The organism is Micromonospora sp. NPDC049240, from assembly GCF_040647835.1.
Classification (GTDB): Bacteria; Actinomycetota; Actinomycetes; order Mycobacteriales; family Micromonosporaceae; genus Micromonospora.
The window spans coordinates 268385-283287 of sequence record NZ_JBEZCX010000005.1; the positions used below are offsets into that span (position 1 = coordinate 268385).

13 protein-coding genes and 1 riboswitch are annotated in these 14903 nt (G+C 72.2%); of the genes, 7 read left to right on the forward strand and 6 right to left on the reverse strand.

Going from position 1 to position 14903, the window contains the following annotated elements:
- Positions 1 to 2: 2 nt before the first annotated feature.
- From AB0B02_RS10155 to AB0B02_RS10165, 3 genes are read right to left on the reverse strand one after another with little or no spacing between them, the layout of a single operon-like run.
- Complete coding sequence (locus tag AB0B02_RS10155) at positions 3 to 287, reverse strand: hypothetical protein (protein ID WP_281933744.1); 285 nt, start codon at positions 285 to 287, stop codon at positions 3 to 5.
- Positions 288 to 290: 3 nt separating this feature from the next.
- A complete protein-coding gene (locus tag AB0B02_RS10160) occupies positions 291 to 2069 on the reverse strand; it encodes a class E sortase (RefSeq protein WP_281933742.1) in 1779 nt (592 codons plus the stop codon).
- Positions 2066 to 2872 carry a DUF881 domain-containing protein gene (locus AB0B02_RS10165; protein ID WP_281933740.1) on the reverse strand — a complete coding sequence of 269 codons (807 nt, stop codon included), beginning with the start codon at positions 2870 to 2872 and terminating at the stop codon, positions 2066 to 2068. The genes AB0B02_RS10160 and AB0B02_RS10165 overlap by 4 nt, the downstream gene beginning before the upstream one ends.
- A 231-nt stretch (positions 2873 to 3103) precedes the next feature.
- On the opposite strand from AB0B02_RS10165, the gene AB0B02_RS10170 reads away from it, so the two are divergent.
- Positions 3104 to 3367 carry a cell division protein CrgA gene (locus tag AB0B02_RS10170; RefSeq protein WP_281933739.1) on the forward strand — a complete coding sequence of 88 codons (264 nt, stop codon included), beginning with the start codon at positions 3104 to 3106 and terminating at the stop codon, positions 3365 to 3367.
- Between the two features lie 176 nt (positions 3368 to 3543).
- Complete coding sequence (locus tag AB0B02_RS10175) at positions 3544 to 5742, forward strand: (Fe-S)-binding protein (RefSeq protein ID WP_357298914.1); 2199 nt, start codon at positions 3544 to 3546, stop codon at positions 5740 to 5742.
- A gap of 66 nt (positions 5743 to 5808) precedes the next feature.
- Here the strand turns inward: AB0B02_RS10175 and AB0B02_RS10180 are convergent, their stop codons facing one another.
- On the reverse strand, positions 5809 to 6480 hold the full coding sequence (locus tag AB0B02_RS10180) for a GPP34 family phosphoprotein (protein WP_281933736.1): 672 nt from the start codon (positions 6478 to 6480) through the stop codon (positions 5809 to 5811).
- An 81-nt stretch (positions 6481 to 6561) separates the two neighbouring features.
- Between AB0B02_RS10180 and AB0B02_RS10185 the strand changes: the two genes are divergently transcribed.
- The 3 genes from AB0B02_RS10185 (at position 6562) to AB0B02_RS10195 (ending at position 10047) form a co-directional block, all read left to right on the forward strand.
- Positions 6562 to 7869: a hemolysin family protein gene (locus AB0B02_RS10185; RefSeq protein ID WP_281933734.1), complete on the forward strand. Its 1308-nt coding sequence runs from the start codon at positions 6562 to 6564 to the stop codon at positions 7867 to 7869.
- Positions 7862 to 8866 (forward strand): hemolysin family protein, encoded by a 1005-nt coding sequence (locus tag AB0B02_RS10190; RefSeq protein WP_281933732.1) that lies wholly within the window; start codon positions 7862 to 7864, stop codon positions 8864 to 8866. Before AB0B02_RS10185 ends, AB0B02_RS10190 begins: the two co-directional genes overlap by 8 nt.
- Positions 8867 to 9045: 179 nt before the next feature.
- Entirely contained in the window at positions 9046 to 10047 is a 1002-nt protein-coding gene (locus tag AB0B02_RS10195) for a C40 family peptidase (protein WP_281933730.1), read from the forward strand.
- Positions 10048 to 10112: 65 nt separating this feature from the next.
- Here the strand turns inward: AB0B02_RS10195 and AB0B02_RS10200 are convergent, their stop codons facing one another.
- On the reverse strand, positions 10113 to 12146 hold the full coding sequence (locus AB0B02_RS10200; RefSeq protein ID WP_357298922.1) for a peptidoglycan recognition family protein: 2034 nt from the start codon (positions 12144 to 12146) through the stop codon (positions 10113 to 10115).
- 232 nt (positions 12147 to 12378) lie between these two features.
- Positions 12379 to 12514, forward strand: a riboswitch (cyclic di-AMP (ydaO/yuaA leader).
- Positions 12515 to 12527: 13 nt separating this feature from the next.
- Here AB0B02_RS10200 and AB0B02_RS10205 point away from each other — a divergent pair.
- Positions 12528 to 13562 (forward strand): NlpC/P60 family protein, encoded by a 1035-nt coding sequence (locus AB0B02_RS10205; RefSeq protein WP_281933726.1) that lies wholly within the window; start codon positions 12528 to 12530, stop codon positions 13560 to 13562.
- Between the two features lie 71 nt (positions 13563 to 13633).
- On the opposite strand, the gene dcd is transcribed toward AB0B02_RS10205, so the two are convergent.
- Positions 13634 to 14212, reverse strand: coding sequence for a dCTP deaminase (dcd, locus tag AB0B02_RS10210; protein ID WP_278108718.1), 579 nt, complete (start codon positions 14210 to 14212; stop codon positions 13634 to 13636).
- A gap of 78 nt (positions 14213 to 14290) precedes the next feature.
- Here dcd and AB0B02_RS10215 point away from each other — a divergent pair, with 78 nt between their 5' ends.
- Positions 14291 to 14872, forward strand: a complete 582-nt coding sequence (locus tag AB0B02_RS10215) for a pyridoxamine 5'-phosphate oxidase family protein (RefSeq protein ID WP_357298927.1) — start codon at positions 14291 to 14293, stop codon at positions 14870 to 14872.
- Positions 14873 to 14903 lie beyond the last annotated feature (31 nt).

Genomic DNA, 14903 nt, shown 5'->3' on the forward strand with positions numbered 1-14903 from the left:
GCTCACCCGCCCGGAGCGGTGGGCGGGGCGTTGTTCGTCTCGGTGCTGTAGGGGAGTTCCTCGTCCTGGTCGGGCTGCCCGGTCGGGTCGGTGAGGCCGCCGCCGGGGGCGTCGCCGGGCACGCCGGAATCCTGCGTGACCTGCACGTCGTCGAAGGGCAGCAGCGGCTCGGCCCACGGGAAGACCACGAACCAGAGCAGGGCCACGGTGGCGGTGGCCAGCAGCACCGACCCGATCAGCTTGCCGGGCAGGCCCAGGGGCAGCTTCCGCCAGATCCACGCGTACACGGTTCAGCCCTCCAGCTCGGCCGGTCGGCCCGTCGACTTGGCCTGGGCCCGGTCGAAGCGGGCGTGGATGATCAGCCGCTGGTAGTTGTCGAACTTGGGGTTGCAGGTGGTCAGCGTGAGCAGCTTCTCGGTGGCCCGGCTGCCCGGCTTGCCCGGCACCGGCGCGACCACCTCGACCTGGGACGGCTTGACGATGCGCTGCTGGTAGACCCGGTAGACCAGCCACTCGCCCTTGGTCTCGACCACGATGGCGTCGCCGGAGGTCAGCTCGTCCAGCCGCCAGAACGTGGACCGGATGCGGTGTCCGGCGACGGAGAAGTTGCCCACCTCGCCGGGCATGGCGCTGTCCGGGTAGTGGCCCGGGGCGTACCGGATGTCGTCCGGGGTGACGCCCTCGACCACCACCCAGTGCTTGTCGAGCTTCGGGATGTAGAGGCCGGCGACCGGCTTGCCCTCGGCCGGCGGCTTCGGTTTCGCGCTCGGGCCGGGGGTCGGGCCGACCGTCGGGTCCGCCGCCCACTCCTGGGCGAGCTGACCGGTCAGGTCGTTCTGGTGGGCGTCGACGATGACCGACTTGCCCCAGATCTCGTAGCCGGCGAAGAGGAGCACCACCAGGCCGAACGTGATCAGCAGCTCGCCCGCGCCACGGACCGCCGTGCGTAGCCGGGAGCCGGTGGTGGGCCGCGTCAGCTCGGAGTAGACGCTGCGGTATCCCTCGCCGGTCTGTTCCGGCCGGAGCTGCACCACCCGCTCGCCGCGCCGAGGCCGTGGCGGCTCGGCGGGCGGCTCGCCGTCGTCGCCGCCGGGGTCCGGCGCCGGGGGCACCGCGCCCATCAGGCCGGTGGCGTCCAACCGGGGGTCGGCCGGCCGCCGGGTGACGGCGGGCAGCACCGCCGTCGCGCCGGGGTCGGCCGGTGGGGCCGGGTCCGGGCCGCGCCCGGTCGGGCCACCCGACCGGGGTACGCCGGCGTGGCGCTCGGGACGACTGGCGTGCCGCTCGGGTGCGCCGGCGTGTCGCTCGGGACCACCGGCGTGTCGCTCGGGTGCGCCGGTGGTCCGTTGTGGTGGGCCGGTGTGCTGCCCGGCTGCGGTGGAGCGCTGCTCGGGGCGGCCGGCCACCGGCGGGATGAAGTCGGTCGGCCCGTCGCCCGGCGCGGCCGGTCGGACGCCGACACCGGACCCTCCGCCGGGGCCGGGCATCCCGCCGGGACCGGGCACAGCGCCAGCACCGGGCATCCCGCCGGGACGGCCGGCCGGGGCGTCGGAGGGGTCCAGGCCGGGGCGGCGGTCGTGGGGGGCTTCGGCGGACGGGCGGGAGTGCGCTCCCCGACCCGGCGGGTCGAACCGCCGGGGGTCGGTGGGAGCCGTCGGACCGGCGTACCGCCGGCTGTCGACGTCGGGTGTCTCCGCGGTTCGGCCGGCGGGCGGGCCGCCGGGCGGTGGGGCGTTGAGCCCGCTGCGGACCTCCGGCGGGCGCCCCTCGGGGCCGGGTCGGCGGGACGGCGGGTACGCCTCGGCGCGCGAGGCGGCGGCCGGCGGACGGGCCGGATTGCCCGGCCAGGCCGGCGGTGGGCCGGCGGGGCGGGCGGCCGGCGGGGTGACCGGGCGGGCGGTGGGGCCGCGCCGTGCCGGGGCGGAGTGGGCCGGGCCGGCGTCCGGCCACGGCAGGTCGACCCGGGCCGGGGCGGGCGCCGGACGCTCGACCTTCCGGAGGATCGCGGTCGGCTCCTCCGATCCGGTGCGACGGCGATCGTCGCGTTCCCGGGGTTCGTCGCCGGTCACCGGGGCACCGTCGCCGATTGCAGCGCGGTGGAGTCTTCGAACGCCGGCACCGTCACGGTGGAGGTCTTCTCGCTGTAGCCGAGTTGGTAGTGGTCGGCCACTTCCTTGAACACCCGGACTCCCTCAGAGGCGGCGAGCGCCCGCTGGAACTGGGCGGGGTCGCCGATGGCCACGATCTTGAAAGGAGGGGAGTAAACCCGGCCGTGCAGCAGCAGGGTGTTACCGACGCAGCGTACCGCGCTGGTGCTGAGCACGCGGACGTTCATGATTGACATGGCCTCCGCGCCCCCGGCCCACAGCGCGTTCACCACCGCCTGCACGTCGCCCTGGTGCACGACCAGGTCGTCGTTGCTGGCGCCCTTGGGCAGCGGCTGGCCGGGGCCCCAGTCGGCGTCGTTCAGCTCGATCGTGATGCCGGTGCCGGTGAGCGCGGTGAACCCGGCGGCCTGCCGGATCGCGGCGGCCCGGTCCCGCTGCGTCTTCACCGGCCCGTCGGTGCCGGCCAGCGCCTCGGTCTGCTCCTCGACCTCGTCGCGCAGCCGCGCGGCCTTCGCCTCGCTGGCCGCGACCTGCTCGCGGCGGTCCTCGATGAGCTGGGTGAGCTGGGGTCGCCGGTCCTCGCGCAGCGGGGTGCCGCCGGCGGTGGTCGCGGTGGTGGTGAACAGCAGCCCGGCCGCGGCGGCGATCAGCGGCACGCCGATCGACCAGCCGGGGCGGCGCTGGCGTGCCCGCCGGGGCAGCAGACCGGCGACCGCGCGGCGAAGGACCTTCTGCCAGGAGGCGGCGCCGGACGTGTACTCCACCGGGCGTTCCCTTTCCCGTCGTCTCGTTCCGGCCCGCGCCGATGCGAACCGACCTGCTCGACCCGAAAAGTCCGCTCTTTTCGGTAACTCCGCGCACCGGCCCGACCCCATTCGTGGCCTGGACGGTCTGTCGGGACTACGCTAGCTGTCGACACATTATTGGCCATGGACCGTCGCCCCCGCGCCCGGTTGTCAGGCCGGACGAGGTCGTACCCCCCTCTGGAGAGCGTCGTGCCCAAGTCTCAGGTCCGCAAGAAGAAGGTGTACACCCCGCCGACGGACGTCCGTCCGACGGCGACGGCGTCGACGCGCAAGCCTAGCCCGATCTGGCTGCCGGTCACCGCCGTCGCGCTGATCGTGGTCGGCATCGCCTGGCTGGTGGTCTACTACCTTTCCGAGCAGGCATACCCGGTCGCCTCGTGGGGTTACTGGAACCTCGCGGTGGGCTTCGGCGCGATGGTCTCCTCGCTGATCCTGCTCTCCCGCTGGCGCTGACCGGCGGGTTTCCGCAGCACTCGCATCACGCCACGCCGCCCCTGCCCGGCGCCGGGGCGCCGGCCCACCTAAGGTGTCCGCAGGGCGGCGTGGCCGATGCGAGAAGATTCACGTTACTGCTGAGTAACCTTCCGCGTAGGCTGCACTGACAAGCAGCAGACCGGGAGGCCAACTCGATGGGCAGCGTCCAGATCGTCACCACGATCCTCGCGGCCGCCATCACCGCCGTGGCGGTGTGGCTTGCGGTACGCGCGGTCATGAAGATGACGGCCGTCATCCGGCTCGGGCAGCCCGCGCCCGAGCGGTTCGCCGACAAGGGCGCGCGCACCACCAAGATGCTGGTGGAGACCGCCGGCCACACCCGCATGCTCAAGTGGAGCGTGGTCGGGGCCGCCCACTGGTTCGTGATGGTCGGCTTCATCGTGCTGTCGTTGCTGGTGCTGGAGGCCTACTTCGAGGTGGTCTCGACCGGCGGCGGGCTGCCGATCGTCGGGCACTGGACCGTCTTCGGGCTGGTCACCGAGTGGATCGGCATCCTCGGCCTGGTCGGCATCCTGGTGCTGATGGCGATCCGGCTGCGCAACCGGCCCAACCGGCCGGAGAACCGCTCCCGCTTCACCGGCTCGACCATGTGGCAGGGCTACTTCGTCGAGTGGGTCGTGCTGCTGGTCCTGATCTTCGGCTTCGTCATCCGGGGCTTCAAGGTCGCCACCGACAACTTCGAGTACCCGGTCTGGGCCACCCCGCTCAGCCACGCGGTCGGTTCGGTGCTCCCCGACTGGGCGGCCGGCGTCAGCGTGGCCGCCCTCATCAAGATCGTCATCTCGATGACCTGGCTCATCGTGATCTCGCTGAACGTCACCATGGGTGTCGCCTGGCACCGCTTCCTGGCGTTCCCCAACATCTTCTTCAAGCGCGACCCGCAGAAGGCGGCCGGCTCCGGCCTGGGCCCGCTGCGGCCGATGACGAGCGAGGGCAAGCCGCTCGACTTCGAGGAGGCCGACCCGGAGAAGGACCAGTTCGGCGTCGCCCAGGTCGAGCAGTTCACCTGGAAGGGCCTGCTCGACTTCAGCACCTGCACCGAGTGCGGTCGCTGCCAGTCGCAGTGCCCGGCCTGGAACACCGGCAAGCCGCTGTCGCCGAAGCTGCTGGTGCTGAGCCTGCGCGACCACGCGTACGCCAAGGCGCCCTACCTGCTGGCCGGCGGCGGCAAGGACCTGACCGGCGAGGAGAAGGCCACCGAGGCGCAGCTCGCCCACATGGACGTGCTGGCCCTGGCCGAGGCCGACCGGCCGCTGATCGGCACCGCCGAGGAAGGCGGCGTCATCGACCCGGACGTGCTCTGGTCCTGCACCACCTGCGGCGCCTGCGTCGAGCAGTGCCCGGTGGACATCGAGCACGTCGACCACATCGTCGACATGCGCCGCTACCAGGTGCTGATCGAGTCGAGCTTCCCGTCCGAGGCCGGCGTGATGCTGCGCAACCTGGAGAACAAGGGCAACCCGTGGGGCGCGCCGCAGAACACCCGCGAGGACTGGACCAAGGGGCTCGACTTCGAGGTGCCCCGGGTCGGCGAGGTCGAGGACTTCGAGTACCTCTTCTGGGTCGGCTGCGCCGGCGCGTTCGAGGACCGGGCCAAGAAGACCACCCGCGCGGTCGCCACGCTGCTCAACGAGGCCGGCGTGAGCTTCGCCATCCTCGGCGAGGGCGAGACCTGCTCCGGTGACCCGGCCCGCCGGATCGGCAACGAGTTCGTGTTCCAGATGCTCGCCCAGCAGAACGTGGAGACGCTGAACGAGGCGTTCGACGGCCGGGAGAAGAGCAAGCGCAAGATCGTCGCCACCTGCCCGCACTGCTTCAACACGCTGGGCAACGAGTACGGCCAGCTCGGCGGCGAGTTCGAGGTGGTGCACCACACCCAACTGCTGGCCCACCTGGTCAGCGCCGGCAAGCTCACGCCGGTGCAGCCGGTCGACGGTGGCGTCACCTACCACGACCCCTGCTACCTGGGCCGGCACAACCGGATCTTCGCCGCGCCCCGCGAGGTGCTCGGCGACTCGATGCAGGGCGAGCTGACCGAGATGCCGCGCAACAGCGAGCGCTCCTTCTGCTGCGGCGCCGGTGGCGCCCGGATGTGGATGGAGGAGAAGATCGGCAAGCGGATCAACGTGGACCGGGTCGAGGAGGCCATGTCCACCGGCGCGAAGACCATCGCGGTCGGCTGCCCGTTCTGCTCGACGATGCTCAACGACGGGGTGAACGGCAAGGGCGCCGGGGAGGACGTCGAGGTGGTCGACGTGGCGAGCGTGCTGCTGCGCTCGGTCAAGCCCGACGCGCCGGCCGGCGAGAAGGAGACCGCGCCGGCGGCCGGCTGAGGCGTACCCCCGGCACGGGCCGGACCACGACGGCGGCGGCACCCGGACGGTGCCGCCGCCGTCGTCTCAGCTCGCTGTGGTGACCGCGATGGCGGCCGTGGTGGTGGTCGCGATCATCACCGCCGCCTGCATCTCCTCGATCGCCTTCTTCGTCGCGGCGGAGGCCCAGTCACCGGCGGCGATCTCGGTCAGCCGGGTCTTGACCCGCTCCTTCGGCAGCTCGCGGAAGAGCTTGCGGTCCAGACCGACCGCGCCGGTCAGGGTGAGCAGCGCCGCGGTCCGCGCGTCGACCGGGCCGGCGCCGACCAGCGCGTCCACCATCCGGCGCCGGGCCGCGGTCTCCGCCGCCGGCTCCGCGCCGGTCGGCGAGGGATAGCGGGTACGCGGAAAGACCAGCAGCACCCGGTCGGACTCCCGACGCAGCACCCCGGCGTCGACCAGCCCGTCGAGCACCCGGTCCGGCAGCCCCTTGGCCAGCTTGCCGATCCAGTCCTTCGGCTTGCGGGGCCGCCCGTCCCCGACGGCGGCCAGCGCCTCGTCGAGCAGTGGCACGCCGGTCGGGGTGGGATCGGTCACCACCAGTCGCTTGTCCGCGACCTCCACCCGGCGGGCCAGCGCCAACTCCAGCAGCACCGCGCCGGCGAGGCCGTAGTCCAGGTGTGGACGGCCGAGCCGGTTCGCGCCGGCGTCGTCGTAGGCGAGCAGGACCAGTTCGTCGGTGAGCAGCAGACCGTCCATACCGCCACGCTACGGGTGGCGCGCCATCGGCGCCCGCGTGCCACAATCACGCCCATCGACGGCCTTTTCGTTCTGACGCTGTTGCCCCTGGTCGGCTTCGTGCTGCTGACCGCGGGCAACGCCTTCTTCGTCGCGGCCGAGTTCGCCCTGGTCACGGTGGACCGGGCGGAGATCGACAGGCGGGCCGGCGAGGGCGACGTCCGGGCCGCCACGGTCCGCCGTGCGCTGCGCGACCTGTCCTTCCAGCTCTCCGGCGCGCAGCTCGGCATCACCATCACCGCGCTGCTCACCGGCTACCTGGCCGAGCCCGCCCTGGCCCGGCTCGTCGCGCCGGTGCTGCGCCCGTTCGGCGGGGCGGACCACCTCTCCGGGCTGCTCGCCCTGGCGCTGGCCACGCTGCTCTCGATGCTCTTCGGTGAGCTGGTGCCGAAGAACCTCGCGCTGGCCCGCCCGATGCCGGCGGCGCTGGCCACCGCCGCGCCGATGCGCGCCTTCTCCCGCACCTTCGGCTGGCTGATCCGGCTGCTCAACGACTCCGCCAACCGGTTGGTCCGCCGGCTCGGCGTGGAGCCGCAGGAGGAGCTGGCCAGCGCCCGCTCACCGGAGGAGCTGGGGTTGCTGGCCGCGATCTCGGCGCGGGCCGGCGCGTTGCCACCGGACACCGCGATGCTGCTGCGGCGCACCATCCGGTTCGGCGACAAGCGGGCCGCCGAGGCGATGACCCCCCGGGTGGACGTGATCGCGTTGCGCGCCACCGCCTCCGTCGCCGAGCTGCTCGATCTGTCCCGGCGGACCGGCCGCACCCGGTTCCCGGTGTACGAGGAGACGCTCGACCTGGTCACCGGTGTCGTCGGGGTGCCCGACGCGCTCGGGGTGCCGCTGGCCCGGCGGGCCGCCACCACCGTCGCCTCGGTCGCCCGGGAACCGGTGTACGTGCCGGAGAGCCTGGACCTGGACGGCGTGCTGGCCGCGCTGAAGGACGCCGGCGCGGACCTGGCCATCGTGGTCGACGAGTACGGCGGCACGGACGGCGTGGTGACCGTGGAGGACCTGGTCGAGGAGCTGGTCGGGGAGATCGCCGACGAGTTCGACCCGGCCGCGGTGGACGACCTCGGGCCGGTGGAGCTGACCGTGCCGGGCGGGGAACGGACCGTCCTGGTCGACGGCCTGCTGCGTGCCGACGAGCTGGTCGAGCAGACCGGTTTCCGGCTGCCCGAGGGGCCGTACGAGACGTTGGGCGGGTTCCTGATGGCCCGCCTCGGGCACATCCCGGTCGCCTGCGAGACGGTCGACGAGGCGGGCTACGAGTTCACCGTGGTGGAGGTGGACCGGCACCGGATCGAGCAGGTCCGCGTGCTGCGTCCCGAGGAGCCCGACGACGGTGCCTGAGCTGCTGGTGGCCCTGGTGTTGCTGCTCGGCAACGCCTTCTTCGTGGGCAGCGAGTTCGCGTTGATCGCGTCCCGCCGTACCGTGCTCGAACCGCTGACGGCGACGTCGAAGCGGGCCCGCTGGGCGCTGTCCGCGATGAACCAGATCCCGCTGATGATCGCCGGCGCGCAGCTCGGCATCACGGTCTGCTCGCTCGGCCTGGGCGCGATCGCCGAGCCGGCGTTGGCGCACCTGCTGGAGGTGCCCTTCACCGCGGTCGGGCTGCCCGCCTCGGCGGTGCACCCGGTGGCGTTCGTGATCGCGCTGGCCGTGGTGGTGTTCCTGCACACCGTGGTCGGCGAGATGGTGCCGAAGAACATCACGCTGGCCGGCCCGGAGCCGTCGGCGCTCTGGCTCGGCCCGGCCATGCTCGCGTTCTGCCTGGCCACGAAGCCGCTGCTGCTGGCGATGAAGTGGTCGGCCCGGCAGGTGCTGCGGTGGTGGCGGGTGGAGGCGACGGACGCGGTGAAGACCGTGTTCACCGCCGAGGAGTTGGCCGGGCTGGTCTCCCAGGCCCGCACCGAGGGGTTGCTGGATGCCGAGGAGCACGCTCGGATCACCGGCGCGCTCGCCCTGCACAGCCGTACCGCCGCGGACGCGTTGCAGCCGTGGTCGACGGTGACCACGGTGGCGGAGGACGTCTCACCGGCCTCGCTGGAGGTGCTGGCGACCCGCACCGGTCGGTCCCGGTTCCCGGTGGTGCAGCGGGCCACCCGTCGGGTGCTCGGCTTCGTCCACGTCAAGGACGTGCTCGGGTACGCCGGCGCGAGCCGACGGGCCCCGGTGCCGGCCGAGGTCTACCGGCCGCTGGCGGTGGTGCCCCCGGACCGTACGCTCGCCGATCTGCTGCTGGCGATGCGTCGCGAGCGCCGGCACATGGTGCTGGTCAGCGACGGTCGACGGCCCCTCGGTGTGGTGACGCTCGACGACGTATTGACGGCCATTGTCGGCACGTGAATGAATACCCTTGGTGTGCAAGCGATTGCGGACACGTGATTGAACAGGCGGCCGCCTTGATTCCACCCCGGTGCCTTCCCTAATGTGATGCACCGACCGCCGTGGGTCGTCCGCCTCGATCTTCCCTCTCGCGAGGCGCCCGCCGGTCGGTTGCAAAGGAGTCCGTGCCGGTGGCAACCATGCCCCCTCAACGTCACGTCCCGAGCGCTCCCCCCGGCCGGTCGGCCGGGGTCCACCGGGTGGTACGCCGTCTCCTCACCCTGGTCGCGGCCGTCGCGGTCGGCGCCGGGATGCTGGCGGCCCCGGCGCACGCGGCGCCCTCGGTGGACGAGATCGACGCGCAGATCGACAAGCAGTGGGAGCAGCTCGAACCCACGATCGAGCAGTACAACAAGGTCAGCGCCCAGCTCAAGGCCGACCAGAAGAAGTCGGTCGAGCTGAAGAAGAAGATGGTCCCGCTGGAGCTGGCCTCGACGCTGGCGATGAACAAGGTCGGCGACATCGCCTCCCGGTACTACATGCGCGGCCCGTCCCAGGAGATGGGCGCGCTGCTGGTGAGCACCAAGCCGGGGACGCTTGCCGAACAGCTCGTCATGCTGGACCGGATCGCCGACGACCAGCGCCGGCAGATCGCCGGTGTGCTCGCGGCCCGCGACAAGTACAACGCGCAGAAGCAGAAGCTGGACGCGTTGATCGCCACCGAGGTCAAGCGGAAGAACGACCTGGCGGCGAAGAAGAAGCAGATCGACTCCGAGATCAAGCGGCTGACCGGGATGCTGCCGGTGACCTCGATCCGCCCGGAGGGCTGCCCCTCGATCGACGGGGTGGTGAGCAGCGCCGCGCGCACCGCGATCAAGACGGCGTGCGCCCAGGTCGGCGACCCGTACGTGTGGGGCGCGACCGGCCCGAACTCGTTCGACTGCTCCGGCCTCACCCAGTACGCGTACAAGGCGGCGGGCATCTCGCTGACCCACTTCACCGGCGCGCAGTGGAACGAGGGCCGGAAGATTTCGGCGAGCGAGGCCCGCCCCGGTGACCTGGTCTTCTTCTTCAGCGACCTGCACCATGTCGGGCTCTACCTGGGCAACGGCCTGATGGTGCACGCGCCCCGGACCGGCAAACCGGTCCAGGTGGCCAAGGTGCAGTACATGCCGGTCGCGGGTTACCGCCGACCGTACTGACCCGCGTCACGGCGAAGGCCCCCGGTCCTCATCGGACCGGGGGCCTTCCTCCGTCTGCTGGGCCGTCAGCGCGGCGCGCCGAGCGGCGACGGCAGGATCAGCACGTCGTCGAGGTTCACGAACATGATCCGGTGGCCGAACTGGACCTGCACGTACCGGTTCTCGCCACGGACCACGGTGCGGTCACCGGGGGTGGAGCCGTCGTAGGAGACCGCCCGGTAGTACTCGCCCGGCAGCACACCGCCCACCGCGTACCGCTGGCCGGCCGCGAACGTGTACTGGAGCGGGGAGATGGTCTGGTACGGGATGGTCTCCGGGTAGGCGGCCTGCTCCGGGTAGGCGCGGCCGTACACCGGGATGGTGGCCTTGCCGGGGCGCGGCGTCACCACGAAGCCGGTGGCCCACTTCGCGGTGGGCGCGGCGGCCGGGTTGAGGAACCACGCCTTCTGGCCGAGGTACCAGATCGCGGTCCAGTCCCCCTGACGGCCGGCCACCGTGTACGTCTGTCCGGCGGAGGCGCGGGCGCCGTGGTCGGAGATGTACATCGTGTCCGGCGTGCCGTCCGGGCGCAGCCCGAGGTCGTTGACCAGCGGGGCGTCCGCGCTCGGCGCGGTCCGCAGCACCACCGCCGACGAGCCGCGCGACGGGCAGGTCTCGGCCGGCGGGGTGGGCGTCGGGACGCCCGGCGGCTGCTGGTTGCAGCCGACGAACGCGGGCCGGTTGGTGGCGAAGTCCGGGTCGATGGTGACCAGCCCGGTACGCGACGTGCCGGTGGCCCGGAACGGCGCCTTCATCAGGTCGAAGTAGTGCGACCAGTCCCAGTAGGGGCCCGGGTCCCAGTGCATGCCCCGCACGTTCGCGGCGGTGATGCCGGGCACGTTGTCGTGGCCGATGATGTGCTGCCGGTCCATCGGGATGCCGAACTTCTGCGCCAGGTAGCGGACCAGTTTGGCCGAGCTGCGGTACATCGCCTCGGTGTACCAGGTGCCCTGCCCGGCGAAGCCCTCGTGCTCCAGGCCGATGGACTTGGCGTTGACGTACCAGTTGCCGGCGTGCCAGCCGACGTCCTTGGCCTTGATGTGCTGCGCGACGTAGCCGTCCACCGACCGCAGCGTGTAGTGCCAGCCCAGGTAGTCGGCACGTTTCACCAGGTCGACGCTGGGGGCGAAGTAGCCCTCGGTGTCGTGGATGACGATGTATTCGATCTTCTGCTGCTTCGGCCGGTCGCCCAGGTCGTGGTTGCCGTAGTCGCCCGGGTCGGCGCTGAGCTGCTCGTAGGGGGCGGGAATCCACTCGCAGGCCAGCCGCACCGGGCACTCCAGCCCGTCCGGCCGCGCGGCGTGGCGTAGTCCGAGCCGGGCCAGCACGGCCCGGTCCGGCTGCGCGGCGGTGGCGGCCAGCGTGACCCGTTGCCCGTCGTCGGTGGTCCGGGCCGCGCCCTGGCCGAGCTGGTCGTAGACCTCGTCGGCGAAGGCCGCCGCCGCGTCGGACGTGTCCGCGCCGGAGTAGCGGGCCACCGCGCCGTACCAGGCCGCGACGTCGCTGCCGGCGCCGACCGGCCCACCCAGTGCCTTCTGGTACGACGCCAGCAGCGCCGCGCCGCCGCGGATGTTCGCCGCCGGGTCGGTGCGCAGCGTCTGCGCGTCCAGCCCGGTGAGCGTGGCGGCGGCGTCGAGCGTCTGGAGCGAGGCGGCCGGCAGCGGCGTCTCCCGGGTCGGCGCGGCGGCGGTGGCCGGGTCGAGCCGGAGCGGGCGGGCGTCGTCGCCGCGCGGGTCCTCGTCCTCGTCGACGTGGGCGCTGCCCGGCGTGGCCAGGACGTGCGCGGCGTCGGTCAGGTGCATCGGGCCGTAGCCGCCGCTGGTGCTGGGCTGGCCCGGGTGGGTGTCCCACCTCGACTCCAGGTAGGAGACACCGAGCAGCACGTTCTGCGGTACGCCGTACTCGGCCGCCGCGGCTGCGTACTGCTGCTGACGGTCGCCGGTGGGCCGGTCCGCCTGCGGCGCGGCGCTCACCGGGCCGGTGGTGGCAAGCGCGGTGGCGGTCGCCACGGCGGCGGCGAGCAGTATCCGTCTGCTCGGCGGCGGGGCTGTGAGGTGCATCGAACCTCCTGGACAGGGATGGGGGTCACTGCGTTCCCACCCTCACGCCAGCCACCCGTGGGGGTCAATACCTTTCCAGGAGGCAATCCAACGCGAAGAAAATCTCCATTCACGTTCGTGCGGCGCATCCGGTACGGAGTGTCACGGCCGTTCGGGTTGCGGATCGATAACGGGAATCCTTACTCTGGTCAGTCGTCGGCCGCATGTTTCACCGTCCAGCCCGGTCGGTGACGGCCCGACACCGCCGAGTCGCCCACGGGCGAACCGGGGACCCAGGTTCCTGGGGTGAATCCGCAGCCACTGCGGTAGGGCGCTTCCCTTCCCGCCCGAACCCGTCAGCTAACCCGGTAGGCGGTCAGGCAGAAGGAGTACGGACGCCCGGTGGCCCACCATGCCCCGCGGCCGACGTCGAGCCGGTCGGTCGACCGGTCCGCCGCCGTGCCGCGTTTCCGCTGGTCCCGCTTCACCACCACACTCGCCGCCCTGGTCGGCGCCGCGGTCGTCCTGACCGGTGGCGCGACGGCGGCGCACGCGGAACCCTCGGTCGCCGAGATCGAGGCCCAGATCGACCGCGACTGGAACAAGCTCGAACCCGTCATCGAACAGGTCAACGCCGTCCGCGGGCAGCTCGCGGTGCGCCGCAAGCAGGCCGACGCGCTCGGCAGGCAGATCGCCCCGCTCCAGGCCCGGGTAGACGCCGCGCTCGGCCAGGTCGGCGGGCTCGCCGCCGACGCGTACAAGGGCGACAACCTCTCCACCGTCAACGCGCTGCTGGGCAGCCGTTCGCCGAGTGAGCTGGTCACCGGCCTGGAAATGCTCGACCGCTTCGCGCACCACCAGCAGGAGCAGGTCCGCGACATCGCCGCGCTGCGCGACGAGCTGGCGGCGAAGAAGAAGCCGCTGGACGCGATGGTCGCCGACCTGAGCCGCACCGAGGCCCAGCTCGCGGCGAAGAAGAAGCAGATCGACGCCGAGATCGCCAAGCTCCAGAAGCTGCGGCTCAAGGTGTACGGCAACGGTGGCGGCGGCCCGCTGCGCCCGGCCCCCTGTCCCGCCGGATACCCGGGCGGCGCGGCCGGGGTGGCGGTCAAGTTCGCCTGCGCCCAGATCGGCAAGATCTACGTGTGGGGCGCGGCCGGCCCGGACCACTTCGACTGCTCGGGCCTGACCATGGCCGCCTGGGCGAAGGCCGGGGTCTCGCTGCCGCACAACGCCCGCCAGCAGCACGACGTGACGAAGCGGGTCAGCCGCGCCGAGCTGCGCGCCGGTGACCTGGTCTTCTACTACGGCGACCTGCACCACGTGGGCATGTACGTCGGGGACGGCTGGGTGGTGCACGCCTCCCAGTCCGGCAAGCCCATCACCATGAAGCGCGTCGACGACGGCGACATCAACAGCTACGGCCGCCCCGGCTGAGGTGTAAGGAGGGGCCCCCTGTTAACGCATTCCGCATAACAGGGGGCCCCTCTTCACAACCACGCTCGGCGTCAGCGGGTCGGCCAGGTGCGCCAGCTCTGCCAGGACCGGCTCGGCGTCGGGCCGCGTTGGCCCTGGTAGCGCGAGCCGTAGACGGCCGAGCCGTACGGGTGCTCGGCCGGCGACGAGAGCCGGAAGATGCAGAGCTGGCCGATCTTCATGCCCGGCCAGAGCGTGATCGGCAGATTCGCCACGTTGGACAACTCCAGTGTGACGTGGCCGGAGAAGCCCGGGTCGATGAAGCCGGCCGTGGAGTGGGTGAGCAGGCCGAGCCGCCCCAGGCTCGACTTGCCCTCCAGCCGACCGGCCAGCTCCTCACCCAGCGAGATCACCTCGAGCGTGGACGCGAGCACGAACTCGCCCGGGTGCAGCACGAACGGCTGCCCCTCGGGGACCTCCACCATCGACGTCAGGTCGTCCTGCTGCACCGACGGGTCGATGTGCGTGTAGAGATGGTTGTTGAAGACCCGGAACAGCCGGTCCAGGCGTACGTCGATGCTGGACGGCTGCACCAGCGTGGGCTCGAAGGGCTCCAGCGCGAGCGTGCCCGCCTTGATCTCGGAGACCAGGTCGCGGTCGGAGAGCAGCATCGGAACACTCTAGCGACAGACGGTGGTGACCAGCGTGTCGGACTACTTCTTCGTACACGTGTTCGATAGACTGTCGGCATGGCTTCCTGGTCCGAATTCGCCGCCGACGAACCCCGACTCGCGGCCGAGATCCGCCTTCTGATGCAGCAGTACGGGCCGGGCTTCGGCTACCTCGCCACGGTCCGCGCCGACGGTGGCCCACGGGTGCACCCGGTCTCGCCGCTGATCACCGACGACGGGCTCTGGTGCTTCGTCATCGACTCGCCGAAGCGCCGCGACCTCGAACGCGACGGCCGTTACGCGCTGCACTCCTTCCCGCCGGAGGAGAGCGACGACGAGGCTTACCTGGCCGGTCGCGCCGTTCCGGTGACCGATCCGGCGACGGTGGACCGGCTGACCCGGATCGGCCGGGCGGCGCCGCAGGGTGACTGGCGCCTGTTCGAGTTCTCCGTCGACGTGGCGATGCTGACCCGCCGTGACCCGGTCACCCAGATCGGTGCCGGCCGCCCGGAGATGCGGCTCTGGCTCGACCCGGGTGAGGCCGCACCCGCGTTCGCCACGCCGGTGTCGCCACCCCCGGTCGCGGCCCGGCGTGACGCGCTCGTCCCGGACGGCCGCCGTGGTCGGCACGGCTTCGACACCCGCCGGCCGGCCGCCTGACCGGGCCCGTAGAACGACGGTGCCGGCCCCG

What these genes read in the sequence shown, in the direction of transcription:
- AB0B02_RS10195 (WP_281933730.1), top strand. Translation starts at nt 9,046, where the DNA reads ATGCCCCCTCAACGTCACGTCCCGAGCGCTCCCCCCGGCCGGTCGGCC.
- AB0B02_RS10200 (WP_357298922.1), bottom strand. Translation starts at nt 12,146, where the DNA reads ATGCACCTCACAGCCCCGCCGCCGAGCAGACGGATACTGCTCGCCGCC.
- AB0B02_RS10175 (WP_357298914.1), top strand. Translation starts at nt 3,544, where the DNA reads ATGGGCAGCGTCCAGATCGTCACCACGATCCTCGCGGCCGCCATCACC.
- dcd (WP_278108718.1), bottom strand. Translation starts at nt 14,212, where the DNA reads ATGCTGCTCTCCGACCGCGACCTGGTCTCCGAGATCAAGGCGGGCACG.
- AB0B02_RS10180 (WP_281933736.1), bottom strand. Translation starts at nt 6,480, where the DNA reads ATGGACGGTCTGCTGCTCACCGACGAACTGGTCCTGCTCGCCTACGAC.
- AB0B02_RS10215 (WP_357298927.1), top strand. Translation starts at nt 14,291, where the DNA reads ATGGCTTCCTGGTCCGAATTCGCCGCCGACGAACCCCGACTCGCGGCC.